Genomic DNA, 15,607 nt, shown 5'->3' on the forward strand with positions numbered 1-15,607 from the left:
TATGCCCATGATGGGATTCATTGTTCGCGTGATCGTCAACGCGCTCGCCTTGGCCGCCGCTGCTTGGTTGCTGCCCGGCATCACCGTTTCCGCTGCGTCCACCGAGGCCGCCACGGGCAACGGCACCGTCGGTGTGATGCTCGGCTACCTGCTGATCGGATTGGTGTTTGGCCTCGTCAACGCCGTGGTGAAGCCTATTATCGGCTTCCTCTCCCTGCCGATCACGTGCCTGACCCTGGGCTTGTTTGCCATCATCATCAACGCCGCCATGCTGGCCCTGACGGCGTGGTTGACCACCTACATGCCGGTGCAGTTCACGATCGATACGTTCTTCTGGGACGCGGTGCTGGGCGCGATCATCGTTGCGATCGTCTCCGCGTTGCTGGGCTGGTTGGTCCCGGACCGCCGCCGCGTCTAGCGCCTCCGCTGGTCTGCGGGACCCGGGGCACCTCCCGTGGGCCGGCGCGACTCGTCGCTGGGCCATTGCTCAGGGCGGGCTCCCGTCACGCTGGCGCGTGCTCGTTCCGCCGCCCGCCCGAAGGTGGGTGACTGATAGATCTCCGGAATTCTCCGCTGGAGGCTGACCTGCTTCGCCGACGAGGCGCCCACGGGTGTCAGCAACGCCGTGAGTTCGGCGTCCACCGCGGCCAACGCCGGGTTGTTCTGCTCGAGTGCCTCCTGCACCACGTGCCGATAGTTCTCCGAACCGTGCGCTGGGCCCATGATCCCGTCGAAGGCCCACCGGTTGACCTCCGGGGCGTAGGCGTCGCTGAGGACCACCATATGCTCCTCGGAGGCTTGGACATCGGCGCCGTCGAGTCCCGTGATGGGATCATCGACGTGCTCGAAGTGCACGGACTTCACCTGCTCGGTGAGGCCCAGCTCAGCCACCGGCGCCCCCTGCGTGATGACGTACTCCACCGGGTAGAGGTCCCGCACCCCGGAATTGTTCGCCACGTTGACCGCATGCATCCCCCCTTGGCTGTGACCGCTGAGGACCAGCCGGTCCCCGGGGTGCGCGCCGACGCGCTCCAGCGCCTCGAGCGTGGCTTCGACCTGCGTGCGGCTCTGCTCCGTGGTGGCCTCCACCGCGCCCGTTAAGTCGGAGAAGTTCTTGCTGTGCCAGGCCTCGCCGGCCCCCTGGGTCCCCGGGAACGTCACCACGTGCACGGTGCCGGTGGCCGTCTCCGTTGACCGAATGGTGATGGCCGAATCCTGCTGCAGGTGCGCCCCCTCCTGCACCACGCCCCACAGCCCGGGGGCGAAGCCGGCAGTGTCCTGACTCCGCACCCCCACCACGTCGATGGGCTGGCCGAGGGCCTTGCTCAGTTGGGCCCAGACAGCGTGAAGGACCGGAACGAGCCTCTGGTAGACGGAGTCCTCGGCAAGGCCCCCATGTTCCTCATCCCGCAGCCAGTTCGCCAGTTGCCCCACCGAATTGGGGATGCGCTCGGCCCACGGAGTGTCTGGATCGGCCTCCTCGAGACTTTCTTCCGCGGTGATCCGCCCGGCGTCGACTGGCGCCTCATCAAGCTTCTTCTGGAGCTTGGCGGTCATCTTCTGGCGAAAGGTGTCCCCTGCCCCGGCCGCTCCAGCGCGCCCCTTGAAGAAGAACCCTGCGACCATATCCACCAACGCCGCCAGCGCTTGGGGCGCTTGATTGATGAAGTCCTGCGTCAACTGCGCGGACGGGTAGAAGCCCGGGCCGTCCAAGAGGTAGTTGGAGAGCACCACGAGCGGCTGCCCACTGAACAGCGGATCCGCCCGTTTGGCCTCCAGCTCGGCCTCCTCATACACCCACGCGGCGGTTCGCGTAGCGCCGGCGAGGGTCTGCACCTCGGCGGTAAGATTCCACGCCGTCACGTTGGCGAAGCTGAGGGCTACCGGCCCCTCGGAAAAGTAGTGCTGCTCCAACGGCGGCACGCTCAGCAGCGCAATCTCCGCGCTGCGCACGTGATGCCGGGCCCGTTCTAGGTGATCGGCGGCGGAGTCCAGCCGGACGATCGCCTCGTCGATGTCAGCGGCCGGGTAGTGCACCGTGAAGGCCGCATCCACCGGCTCTCCGTGCCCTCGAATCACGGTGGTCATAGCATCCCCATCCGGGCGCCGATGTGCTCGACCCCGTGGGGGCTCGGCTGTTCATAGAACGGATTCTCAGCCGCCCGTTGGCGTCCGGCGAGCGCTGCCGCGTGCGCCCGTTCGGCGTCATCGAGCAAGGCGTAGGTGCGCATCAACGCGTGCTGGAGGGCCCCTTGGAACGCAGCCCCGGCCGTGGATCTCCAGTCCACGCGGAGGCGTGCCAGGTGCAGCTGATCGCGCGCCTGGCGCACGCCCTCCACTGCCTGCCCGGTCTGCGTCACCAACTCATCCCAGCCGTTCCCCACGCCGCTGCCCTCTCCTGCCCACTCAGAGCCCTGCCTGTCCACCGCCGGGCGAGCCCGGCACGTAGCCAGCGTAGAAAGTCAGGAGCGCCGGCGAGCCCTGTGAGCCGATGACTGTGGGTAACTTCCGCGCGGCAACGGCTGTGGATAGCAAGTGGGCGCGCCGCGCGTGAAAGAATGGGCCCATGGCTGAATCTGCGCGCTTTTCACTGGCATCCGAACCCCTGGCACTCGGTGCGCTCGACGGTCGCTACCGTGCCGCCGTCGCACCCCTTGTCGACTACCTCTCCGAAGCGGCCCTGAACCGGGACCGCGTGCACGTAGAGGTGGAGTGGCTCATCCACCTGACCCAGCACTCGGTGCTGCCGGGCACGAGCCCGCTCACGGCCGAGCAGACGGCGGGCCTGCGCAAGATCGTCACGGACTTCAATGGCGACGCCGTGGCCGAGTTGGCCGAGATCGAGGCCGTGACCGTGCATGACGTCAAGGCCGTCGAGTACTTCATCGGCCGCCGGTTGGAGGGCCTCTCCCTGGCCCACCTGACCTCGATGGTGCACTTCGGCTGCACCAGCGAGGACATCAACAACCTCTCCTACGCCGTGGGCATCAAGGGCGCCGTCGAGGACGTGTGGCTGCCCGCCGCCAGCCAGCTGGTGGAGCAGATCGGCCGGATGGCGGAGGAGACCCGCGAGGTCCCGATGCTCTCCCGTACCCACGGCCAGCCGGCCACGCCGACGACGCTCGGCAAGGAGCTCGCCGTCTCCGCGTGGCGCCTGCAGCGCCAGCTGGACCGCATCGCGAAGACCGACTTCCTGGGCAAGATCAACGGTGCCACCGGCACCTACGCCGCCCACTACGCCTCCGTGCCCACCGCCGACTGGCAGGAGGTCTCCCGCACGTTCGTCGAGGGCCTCGGCCTGACGTGGAACCCGCTGACCACGCAGATTGAATCCCACGACTGGCAGGCCGAGCTCTACGCGGACATGGCCCGCTTCAATCGGATCCTGCACAACATCTGCACGGACATCTGGAGCTACATCTCCATCGGCTACTTCGCGCAGATCCCGGTGGCCGGCGCCACCGGCTCCTCCACCATGCCGCACAAGGTGAACCCGATCCGCTTCGAGAACGCCGAAGCCAACCTGGAGATCTCCAACGGCCTGCTGGATACGCTCGCCGCCACGCTGGTCACCTCCCGCTGGCAGCGCGACCTCACCGACTCGTCCAGCCAGCGCAACATCGGCACCGCGTTCGGCCACTCCCTGCTGGCCATCTCCAACGTGGCCAAGGGTCTGGAGCGCCTCGACGTCGCCGAGGAGGTGCTCGCCGCCGACCTCGACACCAACTGGGAGGTGCTCGGCGAGGCCATCCAGATGGTGATGCGTGCCGAGGCTGTCGCCGGCGTTGAGGGTATGGAGAACCCGTACGAGCGCCTCAAGGACCTCACGCGCGGCCACCGCGTGGATGCGGCCCGCATGAAGGAGTTCGTGCAGTCGCTCGGCCTCTCCGCCGACGCGGAGGCGCGGCTGCTGGAGCTCACGCCGGGTACCTACCACGGCATCGCTCCGGCCCTGGTGGACCACCTGAAGTAAGGGGCCACAGTCCCGGCCTTGCGGCCGTCGTCGTACTCATTGTGGAGTACGACGGCGGCCGCTGGCCTATCCAGGGCGCTTGGCGGCACTGGCCGTTGTGTACATTCCAGCCCAACCTCGCCGCGGAGGCGTGAAGCGGTTTCGCATAACCCCCAGTCAGTCAGGGGTGGCGTGAAATTGGCTCCGCTTGCAGCAGGTGAAGTTGGGCTGGAATGTACGCGGAAGCGGCCTGAACGATCAGCGTCGTGGAGCTTCCGCACGCGGCGCTCATGCTGGTGAGCGGACGGCCTTTAGCTCGCCGCAGCCGAGGCCGGCGGCTCCGTGGTGGCCGCGGGTTTGGACGGCGCGCGCGGCGGCATGGCCGACCACACGCCTCCGGCGACCAGAAGCCCCATGAGGCTGGCGTGAACGAGGCCTCGGGCTCCATCGAATCCGCTGAATAATGGCAGCAAGAGAATCATCAGGAGCGTCGTGATGATCATGCGGCGCGGGACGCGACCTCCCGGCCACTTGTGTGACCACGGCCGGGCCTGCACGCCGATCAGGACGAGCAATGCGACTGACGCTCCGCCAATGACCCACGACCACGTGCCGAGCACCTGCTGACCCAACACCGCGAAGACCATTCCGCCATAAGTCAGCGCGGCCAGAGCTCGCCACATCTGGTGCAACATGCTTCCCCCCCCCCCGGTTGCCACAGTCATTCGGACTCATGGTTGCGCATTCATTCGGAGCATTCAAGGGGTTCCTGACGATCCACCCGCGCACTCGGCACCCGCCGCGCCCACACGCGGCGACGCCGTCGTCCTGGAATCCAGTACGACGGCGTCAGGTGGGCTCCCAGCGTGAGGCTTACCAGCGCGGGTGGATGGCCTCGCGCAGGCGCGCGTCGTAGAGCTCGCGCACGACGGCGTCGAAGCCGTCCGGCAGAGTGAGCGAACCGGCGGCCGCGTTGGCGCGGGCCTGTTCGGCGTTGCGGGCGCCCGGGATGATCGAGGAGATCTCGGGGCGGGAGGCGAGCCACGCGAGGGCGACCTGCGCTGGCGTCGCGTCCGGTGCGGCCTGGCGGGCCAGCTCCGTGAACTCGCCGGCCGCCTGCACACCCGTGGCGTAATCGACGCCGGAGAAGGTCTCGCCGACGTCGAACGCCTCGCCGTGGCGATTGAAGTTGCGGTGGTCGTTCTCCGCGAACTGTGTGTCCAGCGTGTAGCGGCCGGAGAGTAGGCCGGAGGCGAGTGGGACGCGGGCGATGATGCCGACGCCGGCCTCCGCGGCGACGGGGAGGACTTCCTCGACCGGCTTGAGACGGAACGCGTTGACGATGATCTGCACGGTGGCCACGTTCGGCCGCTTGATCGCGGTGAGCGCTTCCTCGACCGTCTCCACGGAGACCCCGTAGTTGGCGATGCGCCCCTCCTGGACCATCGTGTCCAAGACCTCGTAGACGGCGTCGTCCGCGTAGACCGAGGTGGGCGGGCAGTGCAGCTGGACAAGGTCCAGGGTGTCCACGCCGAGGTTCTCACGGGAGCGGTCATTCCACGCGCGGAAGGCGTCCAGATGGTAGTTCTCGTGCAGCTGCTCCACGCGGCGGCCCATCTTGGTAGCCACCGTGACGCCGGAGTTCGGGTTGGCCGCCAGCCAGCGGCCGATCGTGGCCTCGCTCCGGCCGTCGCCGTACACGTCGGCGGTGTCGAAGAACCGCACGCCGGACTCGTACGCGGCGTCCAGCACGGACAGGGCGGCCGAGTCCTCAACGTCGCCCCAGTCTCCACCGAGCTGCCAGGTGCCGAGGCCGATCACCGAGACGTCGCGGCCAGTGCGTCCAAGAGTTCGTTTCATCATGTTCCAAACCTACAGGCGCTGAGGCCACCGTGCAGCCCGTCTCACACCGCGGCCGCCTCCTCAGTACAGGAAGATCGGCAGCCACTCCCGATTGTGCGCGTGCACCAGCGCCAAAAACAGCACGAAGTCAAAGATCAGGTGCACGGACACCACGTACGTCAGGGATTTGGTGAGCTTGAACGTGTACCCCTGCAGCAGGGCGAACGGAAACGTCAGCAGCGGCCCCCAAGACTGGTAGCCGATCTCCCACAAAAAGGACGTGAAGATGACGGCCTGCAGCAGGTTGGCCTGCCACGTCGGGAAGTGCCGGCGCAGCAGCGTGAACGTGGTGCAGATGAAGAACAGCTCATCCCAGATGCCCACCGCGTTCACGCCGAGGAACAGCCGCCAGAAAATCGTGGGATCGGACGCATCCGGCCAGTTCGCATAGACGCCCGTGTTGACCAAGTAGGTGGGCAGAATCAGGTAACCGAGCGCCACCACCAGCAGCAGGTAGAGCTTGCCGGCCAGCGGCCACGGCCTGCCGGTGCGGACAGGAAAACGAATCACCCGCTCCCGGAACACGTACCGGTGCATCAGCCAGGGGACGGCCACCGCGAGCGTTAGCGCGGTACCCATCGCGACCATGTGCCCCAGGCTGAGGTCCGCGTGCAGCGGCACGGAGCTGACGATCACCAGGCCCGCGGCGATCAGCAGCAGGTCCCGCGCCAACGCCCGGTCCACCACGAGCGCCACGATCAGCGCCACCACCAGCGTGCCGTACCCGCCGACGTCGTGCCCCACCCCAAACAACAACACCGCCGAGGCGCACAACAGTGCGGCGGGCAGCAGCTTCACGCTCACCACGGGTGGGGCGGTTGCGGGCGGGTTCATGCCACCAGCATGCCACCCCTCCACGTGCCGCGCAGGTAGCTTCCGCCCGGGGAACGACGACGGCGCGTGCTGGCATACTGGCCGCATGGCCGTTGAGTTTCGCTGCACCACGCGCACCAGCCTGCCGGCCGCCGCGCTCTTTGACCGCTCGCGCAGCGTCGAGGCGCACACGGCCTCCATGGAGGGTTCGCGGGAGCGAGCCGTCGCCGGCACGACGTCGGGCTTGTTGGGTCCCGGGGATCAGGTGACGTGGCGGGCCTGGCACTTTGGCGTGCCGCTGCGGATGACCAGCCGCATCACCGCCTTCGACGCACCCCACGCGTTCGTGGACGAGCAGGTCCGCGGCCCGTTCCGCTCCTTCCGGCACGAGCACTGGTTCCATGAAGACGCGCACGGGACCACGATGGTGGACCGGGTCCGCTTCGAGGCGCCGTTGGGGGTGCTCGGCCGGTTGGCGGAGAAGGTCGTGCTGGCCCGCTACCTTCGGACGCTGATCGAGCAGCGCAACGAGCACCTCATCTCCGGGCCCTAACCGCCCGCGGCGTCACCCGATGGGTTTGAGCGCGTTGATCATCCCGAACAGGTCCTTGGGGTCCTCCGGGTCCGCCACGAGGTGAAGCTCTTGGGCGAACTCGGTGCCCTCCACCGCCTCATACACGTACCGCAGCGCGGCGAAGTCGGCGATGGCGAACCCCACCGAGTCGAACACCGTCACCTGCTCGGGCGTGGTGCGCCCCGGCGCCTCGCCGGCGAGCACTCGCCACAACTCGGTGACGGGCGTTTCCGGGGCGTTCTGAATCTCCCCCTCATGCCGGGTCTGTGGCTCGAACTCCACGAAGACCTCGCCGACGCTCAAGATCGCCGGGTCCAGTTCCGTCTTGCCCGGGCAGTCCCCGCCGATGGCGTTCACGTGCATGCCGGGTACGACGTCGCCGCGCTGCAGGACGGTGGCGTTGCGTTTGTCCGCGGTACAGGTCGTGACGACGTCGGCGCCGGCGGCGGCCTCCGCGGCAGTGGCCGCGGCGACCACCGTGAAACCCAACGGTTCCAGATTCCGGGCGAGCTTCGCCGTCGCCCGCGCGTCCACGTCGAAGACGCGCAACGAGTCGATGCCCACCGCCGCGCGGAGGGCGAGCGCCTGAAACTCTGCTTGGCTGCCGGCGCCGATCAGCGCCATGACCCGCGAGTCCGGGCGGGCCAGCAGGCGGGCGGCGAGCGCGCTGGTCGCGGCCGTGCGCAAGGCGGTCAGCAAGGTCATTTCCGAGATGAAGATGGGATAGCCGTTGTGCACCTCCGCGAGCACGCCAAACGCGGTCACGGTTTGAAAGCCCCGGGCCGGATTGGACGGGTGGCCGTTGACGTACTTGAAGCCATACCGCTGGAAGTCCGTGGTGGGCATCAGCTCGATTACGCCGAACGGGGTGTGGCTGGCCACCCGCGGCGTCTTCTCAAACTCCTGCCACCGGGAAAAATCCTCACGCACCGCCTCCGTGAGGCCGGTGAGCGTGTTTTCGACGCCAGCCGCGGCCAGCCATCGAACCATGCTGGGGACATCCACAAATCGCGTCATGCTCGCCTCCTGTGCCGATGGACTCAGGGTAGGCCCGCCGCCTCAGCCAGCGCTAGGCCCATTCACGTGTATCGACACAACCCCACGTCAGGCGCACGTTCACCGCGATGTGGGTTACTCAAACGTCAGGTGTCCCTCGAGTGCCGTCACGGCCACCGGGCCGTCACGTGCGGCACCTACGGTCTGTGACATGACCCAACACCACACCCCTGAAACACAGCCTCAACCCTCCGCCGGCGTGGGACGCCGCGGCGTCCTCGCAGGCGCCGGCGTCGCGACGGTCGCGGGATTGTTCTCCGCCGCCGCGTCCGCCGCCCCGGCCCATGCCTCTGGCCAGCCGAAGCCGAACAAGTCCATGCCCGTGCGCTTCGGCGCCGATGGCAAGCTCCGGATCGTCCAGTTCAACGACACTCAGGACACGCACCTGACGGACCGCCGCACGATCGAACTGATCGAAAAGACTCTCGACTCGGAGAAGCCCGGCTTGGTGGTCCTCAACGGCGACGTCATCAACGGCACCCCCTCCACGGACACCGAGGTCAAGCAGGCCTACAACAACGTGCTGGCACCGATCGAGGAGCGCGGCATCAAGTTCGCGCTCACCTTCGGCAATCACGACGAAGACTCGCTGAGCCACAACACGTCCATGACGGAGCCCGCCATTGTGGACTGGCTCCACAGCTCCTACGAGCACAACATCAACCCGGAGATCGACGCGGACCTCATGGGCCACTCCAACGGCCAGGTCCTCCTGCAGTCCTCCGCCTCCAAGCAGCCGGCCTTCGGCGTGTGGCTCTTCGACTCCAACCGCTACGCGCCCAGCACCATCGGCGGCCAGAGCCGGAAGAGCTTGATGAACTACGACTGGATCCACGGCAATCAGGTGCAGTGGTACCGGGAAACCTCCGCGGCCACCGAAAAGCACTATGGCCGCAAGATCCCCTCCCTGGCCTTCTTCCACATCCCGCTCTGGGAGCACCACCACATGTGGTTCGGCTCCCAGTTCGGATCCGACGAATCCACCCACGCTGCAGCCGCCGAACTCCACAGCATTGTGGGCGAGAAGAACGAGGGCGTGTACGTGGGCGCGTTCAACTCGGGGCTGTACGCCGCCATGCAGGAGCGCGGCGACGTCCGCGGCGTCTACGTGGGTCACGACCACGTCAACACGTACAGCGGCAACTACTTCGGCATTGAGCTCGGCTACGGCCCGGGCACCGGCTTCGGCACTTACGGGTTCTCGGGCGCGGAGCAGCACCGCCTGCGCGGTGCGCGCGTGTTCGAGCTCGATGAGAACGCCGAGGGCGTCTACACGGGCACCCGCACGGTCTTTGCCGCGGACCTCGGGATCGACACGTCGCCGGGCCACCAGCGCATCAGCGAACCGGCACCACTGCCGTAACCCTCACGAGCGCGCGGCGCCCGGTGGCATCCGCCGCCGGGCGCCGTCGTCGTCACCGCCCTCAGGCCTGCGGCGCAGACCGCGGGGCGGTGAGGCGCCGGGCCACGCCCGCAAGGATGACGACGCCGGCCGCCACCGCGATCACGAGGGGCAACACCCGCAGCTGCGTGGGGACCGCGAGGACGAAGGCCGCGACGGCCACCGCGGCCGAGGCGCCGAGAGCCATCCAGAGGTCCTTGAGCGTGAACGCCCAGATCAACAGGCCCACCGCGAAGTACCACGTGTGGGTCGCGTCCACGCTGATTTCCACGAAGGAAACCACCAGCGCGATGATCAGCTGCAAGACGGCCACGCCGGAAAGATCCTTGCGCGCCCTGGTGATGAGGAAGGCGGCCCCCGCGGTCACCAGGTTCACGGCGAGCTGGACGACCGTCAGGGAAACGCCGAGCGCGGCCAGCGGCAGCAGGTTGGAGAACGCGGCGGCGGTTAGCGCCCACGTCAGGGCCATGCCCGCGCCAAAGACCCAGAGCAGGCGGGCGGCGTAGCGTGCATCCGTCATCATGACCTTCAATGTACCGGCCAGCCCATTCTCGCCGCCGAGGCACCCCGGGAATCAACCGAATGTCGTTGAATTCACGAGCCCGGGCGGGTCAGAAAGGGGCTGGTCGGTACGCGCGCGTCAGCCGCGGTGAGCCGCCTGAAAACGCAGGATGCGGTCCACCGCCTCCCGCACCGCGTCCTCCCCGGCCGCAAAGCTGAGCCGCACCGCCGTGGTGCCGTCCTCATCAAAGTCCACCCCGGGCGTCAGCGCCACGCCCTCGGCCTCCAGCAGCGCCGCGCAATAGGCGCCGGAATCGGGCCACGCGCCCAACTGTTCGCCCAAGTCAGCGTACAAATAGAAGGCACCATCGGCCGGTGCCGCGGCACCCCACCCGAGCTCCGGCAACCGCTCGAGCAGCGCGGCGCGCGTCGCGGAGAACTGGGCCACGGACTGCTCGCCCGCAGCGTAGGACTCCTCCGAGAACGCGGCCACGGCTGCCCTCTGCGCCGGCGCCGGCGGGCACAGCGCCACGTTGGAGGCCAGCGCATCTACCGCGCCCAGCAGGCTGTCCGGCACCAGGGACCAACCGAGCCGCCAGCCGGTCATGCCCCAGTACTTGGAGAAGCTGGAGATCACGATGCTCTCCTGATCCAGCTCCCATGCGCACACCCCGCGTGGGTCCGCGGCGTCAGGACCCGGGTAGGTGATGCCGTGATAAATCTCGTCGCTGACCAGGCGCGCGTCGTGCTCGCGGCACCAGTCGGCGAGCGCCCCCAGCTCGGCTCGGTTGACCATGGTGCCGGTGGGGTTCGCCGGAGACGCCAACACGACGCCGGCCAGCGGCCCATGCGTCGCGGCCGCGGCGTCCAGCAGCTCGGGCGTGGGCTGGTAGCGGGTCTGCGGCCCACACGGAATTTCGATGACCTCGATCCCCAAGGCCTTGAGGATGTTGCGGTAGGCCGGGTAGCCGGGACGCGCTAGGACCACGCGGTCCCCCGGGTTGAAGGCCGTCAGGAAGAGGAGCGTGAACGCGCCCGAGGATCCGGTGGTCACCGCCACGTTGCGCGGCGCGACGTCGAGCCCGTACCAGCGCCGATAGTGCCCGGCGATGGCCTGACGCAGCTCAGCAATGCCGAGAGCGGGCGTGTAGGTCAGCGGCGTACCGGAGGCGTGCAGCGCGGCCGCGGCCTCGGAGACCGGGGCGGGCGCGCCACCGGAGGGTTCGCCCGCGCACAGGGAGATGACGTCCCGTCCCGCCGCGCGGAGCTCGGCCACCCGGGCGAGGACTTCCATGACTTTGAATCCGGGGACCTGAGAACGGCTGGACGGGGGCTGCGGCACGGGTGCTCCAAGGGTGGGCGCTGTTCGGGGCGGCGTACGACGCCGGCGCGGGAGCCGCCGTCGTGCCTCACCTCAGAATTTCACACCCCGCCGCTCCCGCCCAGCGGGAGCGCGGAGCGGCCTCTTATGCCGCGGATTCCAGCGCGAAGAAGATGAAGGAGATGCAACGGCGCCGGCCGGCAACGTCGCCCGCGAGCTCGACCATGGCGGGCCGCTCATAGTAGGCGTTGAGAATGCTCGCTTCGTTCTCGGCGGCACGCCTCGGCGCAGACCCGGCAGTGCTCGTGGTGCTCGGCGTCGATTCGTGTGAACCCCGTGGGGCGCCGTCCCTCCCACCGCACGGGTCCGCCACAGACCGTCAGCGGCGGGCTCAGCCCCGCTCGTTGCTCGCGCCCTTGACCTCCTCGTACGCGTCGAGGGCCTGCTGGCGGGACGCGCGCAGGTCCACGAGAGGCTCCGGCAGCAGCTCATCGCCGCTGACGTACTCCGGCGCCCAGCGGCCCACGTACTGGTGCTGGGGGTCAAACTTCTTGGCTTGGGTCTCGGGATTGAAGATCCGGAAGTACGGGGCGGCGTCCGCACCGGAGCCGGCCACCCACTGCCAATTGAACGGGTTGCTGGCCTCGTCCGCGTCCACCAGCGTGTCCCAGAACCACTCCTCGCCGTGCCGCCAGTCGATCATCAGGTTTTTCACGAGGTAGGACGCCACGACCATCCGCACCCGGTTGTGCATGGTCCCGGTCTCCCAGAGCTCGCGCATGCCGGCATCCACGAGGGCCACGCCCGTCCGTCCCTGCTGCCAGAACCGTAGGTGGTCCTCGTTCAACTCCGGCCAAGGGAACGCGTCGAACCGTGCGTTGAGGTTCTCCCGCGCCAGCGCCGGGAAGTGGTAAAGCGTGTGCCAAGCGAATTCACGCCACCCGATCTCGGAGAGGAACCCGCCCACGTCGCGGCCGGAGGAGACGGCCTCGTGCCACACGGTGTACGGGCTGATTTCGCCGAAGCGCAGGTGCGGGGACAGTAGGGAGGTGGTGCCGGCGGCGGGCTCGTCCCGCGCGCGGTCGTACTCGTCCACGTCCTGCTCGAGGAAGTCCCGGAGCCGCCGCCGCGCGGCCAGTTCGCCGGGCTCCCAGGCCTCGCGCAGCCCACCGGCCCAGTCCGGGGCGGTGGGCGTCAGGCCCCACGCGTCGAGGTCGTCAGAGGCGGGCGGCGACGCCGGGCCGGGCACCTCGCGCGGTTCCGGCAGTGGGGCACGGGGCGGCGGCTCCGCGAGGCACGCCTTCCAGAAGGGAGTGAACACCTTGTAGTGGCCGCCCTGCCCCGTGGTGATGGTCCATGGCTCAAAGAGGAGACTGCCCGCGAAGGAATGGGCCTCGATCCCGGCCTGGCGCAGCGTGTCCTTGACGCTGGAGTCGACCTCGCGTTCGGCCCCGCCGTAGCGCCGGTTCCAGAAGACGGCGTCCGCACCGGCCGCGTCGGCGACCTCGGGTACGACGTCGGCGGCCGGCCCGCGTCGCAGCACCAGCGTCCCGCCGCGGTCCTGCACGCGGTCGGCCAGGGCCTCAAGCGAGTGGTGCAGCCACCAGCGTGCCGCGCCGCCGAGCGAGCGCACGCCCGCGGACTCCTCATCGAGGACGTACAGGCAGATCACCGGCCCCTCCTTCTCGAGGGCCGCCCGCAGGGCGGGGTGGTCCGCCAATCGCAGATCGTCACGGAACCAAACGAGTGTGGTCATGGGCTCATCCTACGGGCCATGACTCTGGCGGCAGGGGTGCTTGCGTTCGGTCAGGCAACGGGAGAACCTAAGTCATGACTATCACTCACTCCAGCGTGGTCGATGCCCCCGTCGAGGACGTGTTTGCCTGGTTCTCCCGCCCCGGAGCGTTCACCCGGTTGGCCCCGCCGTGGCAGCCGGCCACCGTCATGGCGGAGGCCGAATCCCTGCGCGACGGCGTCGCACACATCGCCCTTCCGGCGGGCCAGCGCTGGGTGGGCCAGCATCAGCCATCCGGGTACGTGGAGGGGCGCCGGTTCGTTGACGAGTCCGCCGCGCTGAGCCTGCGCTCCGCGGTCACCGGGCGGGTGCCGTGGCGTCATACGCACGAGTTCGAGCCCGTCGGTGACGCCCAAACGCGCGTGACGGACCGGATTGAAACGCCCGTTCCGGCCCGGGCGCTGGCCAGCATGCTGTCGTATCGCCACCGCCAGCTGGCGGATGACCTCGCTGCACATCGCCGTGCGGCCGAGGCCGGGCTGGAGCCCCTGACGGTGGCGGTGAGCGGCTCCTCCGGGCTGGTGGGCTCGGCCCTGACCGCGTTCCTGACGACGGGCGGCCACCGCGTCATTCGGCTGGTCCGCGGCGAGCCGTCCGGGCCCGACGAGCGCCGCTGGGACCCCACCGACCCGGCGCCGGGGATGGTGGAGGGGTGCGACGCCGTCGTGCACCTCGCTGGGGCGTCGATTGCCGGGCGCTTTACGCCCGAGCACAAGCGCGCGATCCGGGAAAGCCGCATCGAACCGACCCGCCGGCTCGCGGAGGCGGCCGCGGCCAGCGGCGTGCGGGCGTTCGTGAGCGCCTCGGCGATCGGCTACTACGGCGCGGACCGGGGTGAAGAGCTACTCACGGAGCACTCCGGGCCGCCGGCGACGGCGGACGTCCTCTCCAGCGTGGTCAGCGACTGGGAGGCCGCCGCCCACGACTGGGCGGGCGAGTCGGGGATGCGCGTGGTGACCGTCCGGACCGGGATTGTGCAGTCCGCCGCAGGGGGCACGCTGGCCCTGTTGCGCCCGCTCTTCTCCGCCGGGCTCGGCGGTCGGTTGGGCAGCGGCCAGCAGTGGATGGCGTGGATTGCGCTGGATGATCTGGTGGACGTCTACCACCGGGCGCTGTGGGACGAGGAGCTCTCCGGCCCGGTCAATGCGGTGGCCCCGGAGGCGGTGCGGAACGCCGAGTACACGCGCGTCCTCGCACGCGTGCTCAAGCGCCCCGCCGTGGTGCCGGTGCCGCGCGTGGGCCCGGCCGTCCTGCTCGGCGGGGAGGGCGCGGACAACCTAGCGTTGGCGAATCAGCACGTGAGTCCGCGCGCGCTGCGCGGCGCCGACCACCCGTTCCGCTACCCCACCCTCGAGCCGGCCCTGCGGCACGTACTCGGGAAGGTGCGCGCGGGCGCCGGCGGATAGACTGAGCCCATGCTGTCCGCCGCCGCGCCCGCCCTGCCCACCACGTTCGAATGGGTCATTTCCGCGGCGCTACTCGCGTGGCTGGTGGCGGTGGTGATCGCCTTGGTGCGCCTCGAGAAGACCAAGGGCCGTCGCGAGCCCATGGGACAGCTCGGCTGGGCCGTGGCGATCCTGTGCCTGCCCGTCATCGGGGCCGTCTGCTGGTTCATTTCCGACGCCGCCGCGTCCAAGGTAGACGACGACGCCGCGTAAGAGCCCGTCACGAACGGCAGGGCCGTAGCCCAATAACCCTTACCGCCTTTAGAATCACCACAAGGACGGTCCGCAGGGGGTGCGGACCGCCAGGGCGCAAGGTGGGACACACATGAAATATGGGGCGACGGGCGGCACGGCCGCGGCGATCCTCGTGCTGGCCGCGGTGTCCGGATGTAGCGATCCTGCGGTGGAGCGCGGGGACGATGGCCAGGTGATCGGCCGCACCAGCGCGCACGTTTTCGAGGTCCGGAAGGGCGACTGCGTCGACGACCCGCAGGTCATCAGCGCCCAGCAGACAGAGCTCACGGACATCACGCTGGTGCACTGCTCCGAGCCGCACACGGCGGAGGTCTACGTCGACCTTGAGCTCGACGGCAGCGGCGCCCCCGACGAGGACGCTTTCTCCGAATTGTTTGACGAGCACTGTGTCGAGGAATTTTCCGAGTACGTGGGGGCGGAGCCGACGCACCGCGCCGTGGCGGACCTCGGCATCACCGCGTTCTATCCGACGGACGAGTCCTGGCAGCGCGGGGACCGCCTCTTCCAGTGCCTCATCGTGGGCTCCGAGGGCTTTCCTCTGGTGGGCAGCGCGCGGGATCTGATCGACGGGTAACGAGCAGCCCGCGCTGC

Annotated in this window: 16 protein-coding genes; 7 read left to right on the forward strand and 9 right to left on the reverse strand. The window is 68.9% G+C overall.

What is annotated here, in order from left to right; translation table 11 throughout:
• Window positions 1-7: 7 nt before the first annotated feature.
• Window positions 8-418 (forward strand): phage holin family protein, encoded by a 411-nt coding sequence (locus tag IW252_RS06680; protein WP_196835851.1) that lies wholly within the window; start codon window positions 8-10, stop codon window positions 416-418.
• On the opposite strand, the gene IW252_RS06685 is transcribed toward IW252_RS06680, so the two are convergent.
• Together IW252_RS06685 and IW252_RS06690 are read right to left on the reverse strand one after the other, a co-directional pair.
• Window positions 415-2,088, reverse strand: a complete 1,674-nt coding sequence (locus tag IW252_RS06685) for an alpha/beta hydrolase family protein (protein WP_196835852.1) — start codon at window positions 2,086-2,088, stop codon at window positions 415-417. The two genes, IW252_RS06680 and IW252_RS06685, sit on opposite strands and share 4 nt — an antisense overlap.
• Window positions 2,085-2,384 carry a hypothetical protein gene (locus IW252_RS06690; protein WP_196835853.1) on the reverse strand — a complete coding sequence of 100 codons (300 nt, stop codon included), beginning with the start codon at window positions 2,382-2,384 and terminating at the stop codon, window positions 2,085-2,087. The genes IW252_RS06685 and IW252_RS06690 overlap by 4 nt, the downstream gene beginning before the upstream one ends.
• Window positions 2,385-2,566: 182 nt before the next feature.
• Between IW252_RS06690 and purB the strand changes: the two genes are divergently transcribed.
• Complete coding sequence (purB, locus tag IW252_RS06695; protein WP_196835854.1) at window positions 2,567-3,973, forward strand: adenylosuccinate lyase; 1,407 nt, start codon at window positions 2,567-2,569, stop codon at window positions 3,971-3,973.
• Between the two features lie 290 nt (window positions 3,974-4,263).
• Here purB and IW252_RS06700 read toward each other — a convergent pair whose 3' ends face one another.
• The 3 genes from IW252_RS06700 to IW252_RS06710 all read right to left on the reverse strand — a co-directional run bounded on the left by IW252_RS06700 (window position 4,264) and on the right by IW252_RS06710 (window position 6,688).
• Window positions 4,264-4,647 carry a hypothetical protein gene (locus IW252_RS06700; RefSeq protein WP_196835855.1) on the reverse strand — a complete coding sequence of 128 codons (384 nt, stop codon included), beginning with the start codon at window positions 4,645-4,647 and terminating at the stop codon, window positions 4,264-4,266.
• Between the two features lie 178 nt (window positions 4,648-4,825).
• Window positions 4,826-5,815 carry an aldo/keto reductase gene (locus IW252_RS06705; RefSeq protein WP_196835856.1) on the reverse strand — a complete coding sequence of 330 codons (990 nt, stop codon included), beginning with the start codon at window positions 5,813-5,815 and terminating at the stop codon, window positions 4,826-4,828.
• A gap of 60 nt (window positions 5,816-5,875) precedes the next feature.
• Entirely contained in the window at window positions 5,876-6,688 is an 813-nt protein-coding gene (locus tag IW252_RS06710; protein ID WP_196835857.1) for a CPBP family intramembrane glutamic endopeptidase, read from the reverse strand.
• An 85-nt stretch (window positions 6,689-6,773) separates the two neighbouring features.
• On the opposite strand from IW252_RS06710, the gene IW252_RS06715 reads away from it, so the two are divergent.
• Window positions 6,774-7,220 (forward strand): SRPBCC family protein, encoded by a 447-nt coding sequence (locus IW252_RS06715; RefSeq protein WP_196835858.1) that lies wholly within the window; start codon window positions 6,774-6,776, stop codon window positions 7,218-7,220.
• Between the two features lie 12 nt (window positions 7,221-7,232).
• Here IW252_RS06715 and IW252_RS06720 read toward each other — a convergent pair whose 3' ends face one another.
• Window positions 7,233-8,258 carry an ornithine cyclodeaminase gene (locus IW252_RS06720; RefSeq protein ID WP_196835859.1) on the reverse strand — a complete coding sequence of 342 codons (1,026 nt, stop codon included), beginning with the start codon at window positions 8,256-8,258 and terminating at the stop codon, window positions 7,233-7,235.
• 190 nt (window positions 8,259-8,448) lie between these two features.
• On the opposite strand from IW252_RS06720, the gene IW252_RS06725 reads away from it, so the two are divergent.
• The gene (locus IW252_RS06725; RefSeq protein ID WP_196835860.1) at window positions 8,449-9,660 is read left to right on the forward strand and encodes a metallophosphoesterase family protein; all 1,212 of its coding nucleotides are present in this window, start codon (window positions 8,449-8,451) and stop codon (window positions 9,658-9,660) included.
• Window positions 9,661-9,721: 61 nt separating this feature from the next.
• Here IW252_RS06725 and IW252_RS06730 read toward each other — a convergent pair whose 3' ends face one another.
• The 3 genes from IW252_RS06730 to IW252_RS06740 form a co-directional block, all read right to left on the reverse strand.
• A complete protein-coding gene (locus IW252_RS06730; RefSeq protein WP_196835861.1) occupies window positions 9,722-10,222 on the reverse strand; it encodes a hypothetical protein in 501 nt (166 codons plus the stop codon).
• A 117-nt stretch (window positions 10,223-10,339) separates the two neighbouring features.
• A complete protein-coding gene (locus IW252_RS06735; RefSeq protein WP_196837152.1) occupies window positions 10,340-11,494 on the reverse strand; it encodes an aminotransferase class I/II-fold pyridoxal phosphate-dependent enzyme in 1,155 nt (384 codons plus the stop codon).
• A gap of 418 nt (window positions 11,495-11,912) precedes the next feature.
• Complete coding sequence (locus IW252_RS06740) at window positions 11,913-13,277, reverse strand: cryptochrome/photolyase family protein (protein WP_196835862.1); 1,365 nt, start codon at window positions 13,275-13,277, stop codon at window positions 11,913-11,915.
• Between the two features lie 74 nt (window positions 13,278-13,351).
• Here IW252_RS06740 and IW252_RS06745 point away from each other — a divergent pair, with 74 nt between their 5' ends.
• The 3 genes from IW252_RS06745 (at window position 13,352) to IW252_RS06755 (ending at window position 15,590) form a co-directional block, all read left to right on the forward strand.
• Entirely contained in the window at window positions 13,352-14,722 is a 1,371-nt protein-coding gene (locus tag IW252_RS06745; protein ID WP_196835863.1) for a TIGR01777 family oxidoreductase, read from the forward strand.
• Between the two features lie 9 nt (window positions 14,723-14,731).
• Entirely contained in the window at window positions 14,732-14,974 is a 243-nt protein-coding gene (locus IW252_RS06750; protein ID WP_196835864.1) for a PLDc N-terminal domain-containing protein, read from the forward strand.
• Window positions 14,975-15,086: 112 nt separating this feature from the next.
• Entirely contained in the window at window positions 15,087-15,590 is a 504-nt protein-coding gene (locus tag IW252_RS06755; protein ID WP_196835865.1) for a septum formation family protein, read from the forward strand.
• Window positions 15,591-15,607: the final 17 nt, after the last annotated feature.

Source organism: Zhihengliuella flava (genome assembly GCF_015751895.1).
Taxonomy (GTDB): domain Bacteria; phylum Actinomycetota; class Actinomycetes; order Actinomycetales; family Micrococcaceae; genus Zhihengliuella; species Zhihengliuella flava.

Bases quoted from the DNA above. Each gene is read 5' to 3' on its own strand.
- IW252_RS06680 (WP_196835851.1), top strand. From the start codon at position 8: ATGATGGGATTCATTGTTCGCGTGATCGTCAACGCGCTCGCCTTGGCC.
- IW252_RS06685 (WP_196835852.1), bottom strand. From the start codon at position 2,088: ATGACCACCGTGATTCGAGGGCACGGAGAGCCGGTGGATGCGGCCTTC.
- purB (WP_196835854.1), top strand. From the start codon at position 2,567: ATGGCTGAATCTGCGCGCTTTTCACTGGCATCCGAACCCCTGGCACTC.
- IW252_RS06700 (WP_196835855.1), bottom strand. From the start codon at position 4,647: ATGTTGCACCAGATGTGGCGAGCTCTGGCCGCGCTGACTTATGGCGGA.
- IW252_RS06705 (WP_196835856.1), bottom strand. From the start codon at position 5,815: ATGATGAAACGAACTCTTGGACGCACTGGCCGCGACGTCTCGGTGATC.
- IW252_RS06710 (WP_196835857.1), bottom strand. From the start codon at position 6,688: ATGAACCCGCCCGCAACCGCCCCACCCGTGGTGAGCGTGAAGCTGCTG.
- IW252_RS06715 (WP_196835858.1), top strand. From the start codon at position 6,774: ATGGCCGTTGAGTTTCGCTGCACCACGCGCACCAGCCTGCCGGCCGCC.
- IW252_RS06720 (WP_196835859.1), bottom strand. From the start codon at position 8,258: ATGACGCGATTTGTGGATGTCCCCAGCATGGTTCGATGGCTGGCCGCG.
- IW252_RS06725 (WP_196835860.1), top strand. From the start codon at position 8,449: ATGACCCAACACCACACCCCTGAAACACAGCCTCAACCCTCCGCCGGC.
- IW252_RS06730 (WP_196835861.1), bottom strand. From the start codon at position 10,222: ATGATGACGGATGCACGCTACGCCGCCCGCCTGCTCTGGGTCTTTGGC.
- IW252_RS06735 (WP_196837152.1), bottom strand. From the start codon at position 11,494: ATGGAAGTCCTCGCCCGGGTGGCCGAGCTCCGCGCGGCGGGACGGGAC.
- IW252_RS06740 (WP_196835862.1), bottom strand. From the start codon at position 13,277: ATGACCACACTCGTTTGGTTCCGTGACGATCTGCGATTGGCGGACCAC.
- IW252_RS06745 (WP_196835863.1), top strand. From the start codon at position 13,352: ATGACTATCACTCACTCCAGCGTGGTCGATGCCCCCGTCGAGGACGTG.
- IW252_RS06750 (WP_196835864.1), top strand. From the start codon at position 14,732: ATGCTGTCCGCCGCCGCGCCCGCCCTGCCCACCACGTTCGAATGGGTC.
- IW252_RS06755 (WP_196835865.1), top strand. From the start codon at position 15,087: ATGAAATATGGGGCGACGGGCGGCACGGCCGCGGCGATCCTCGTGCTG.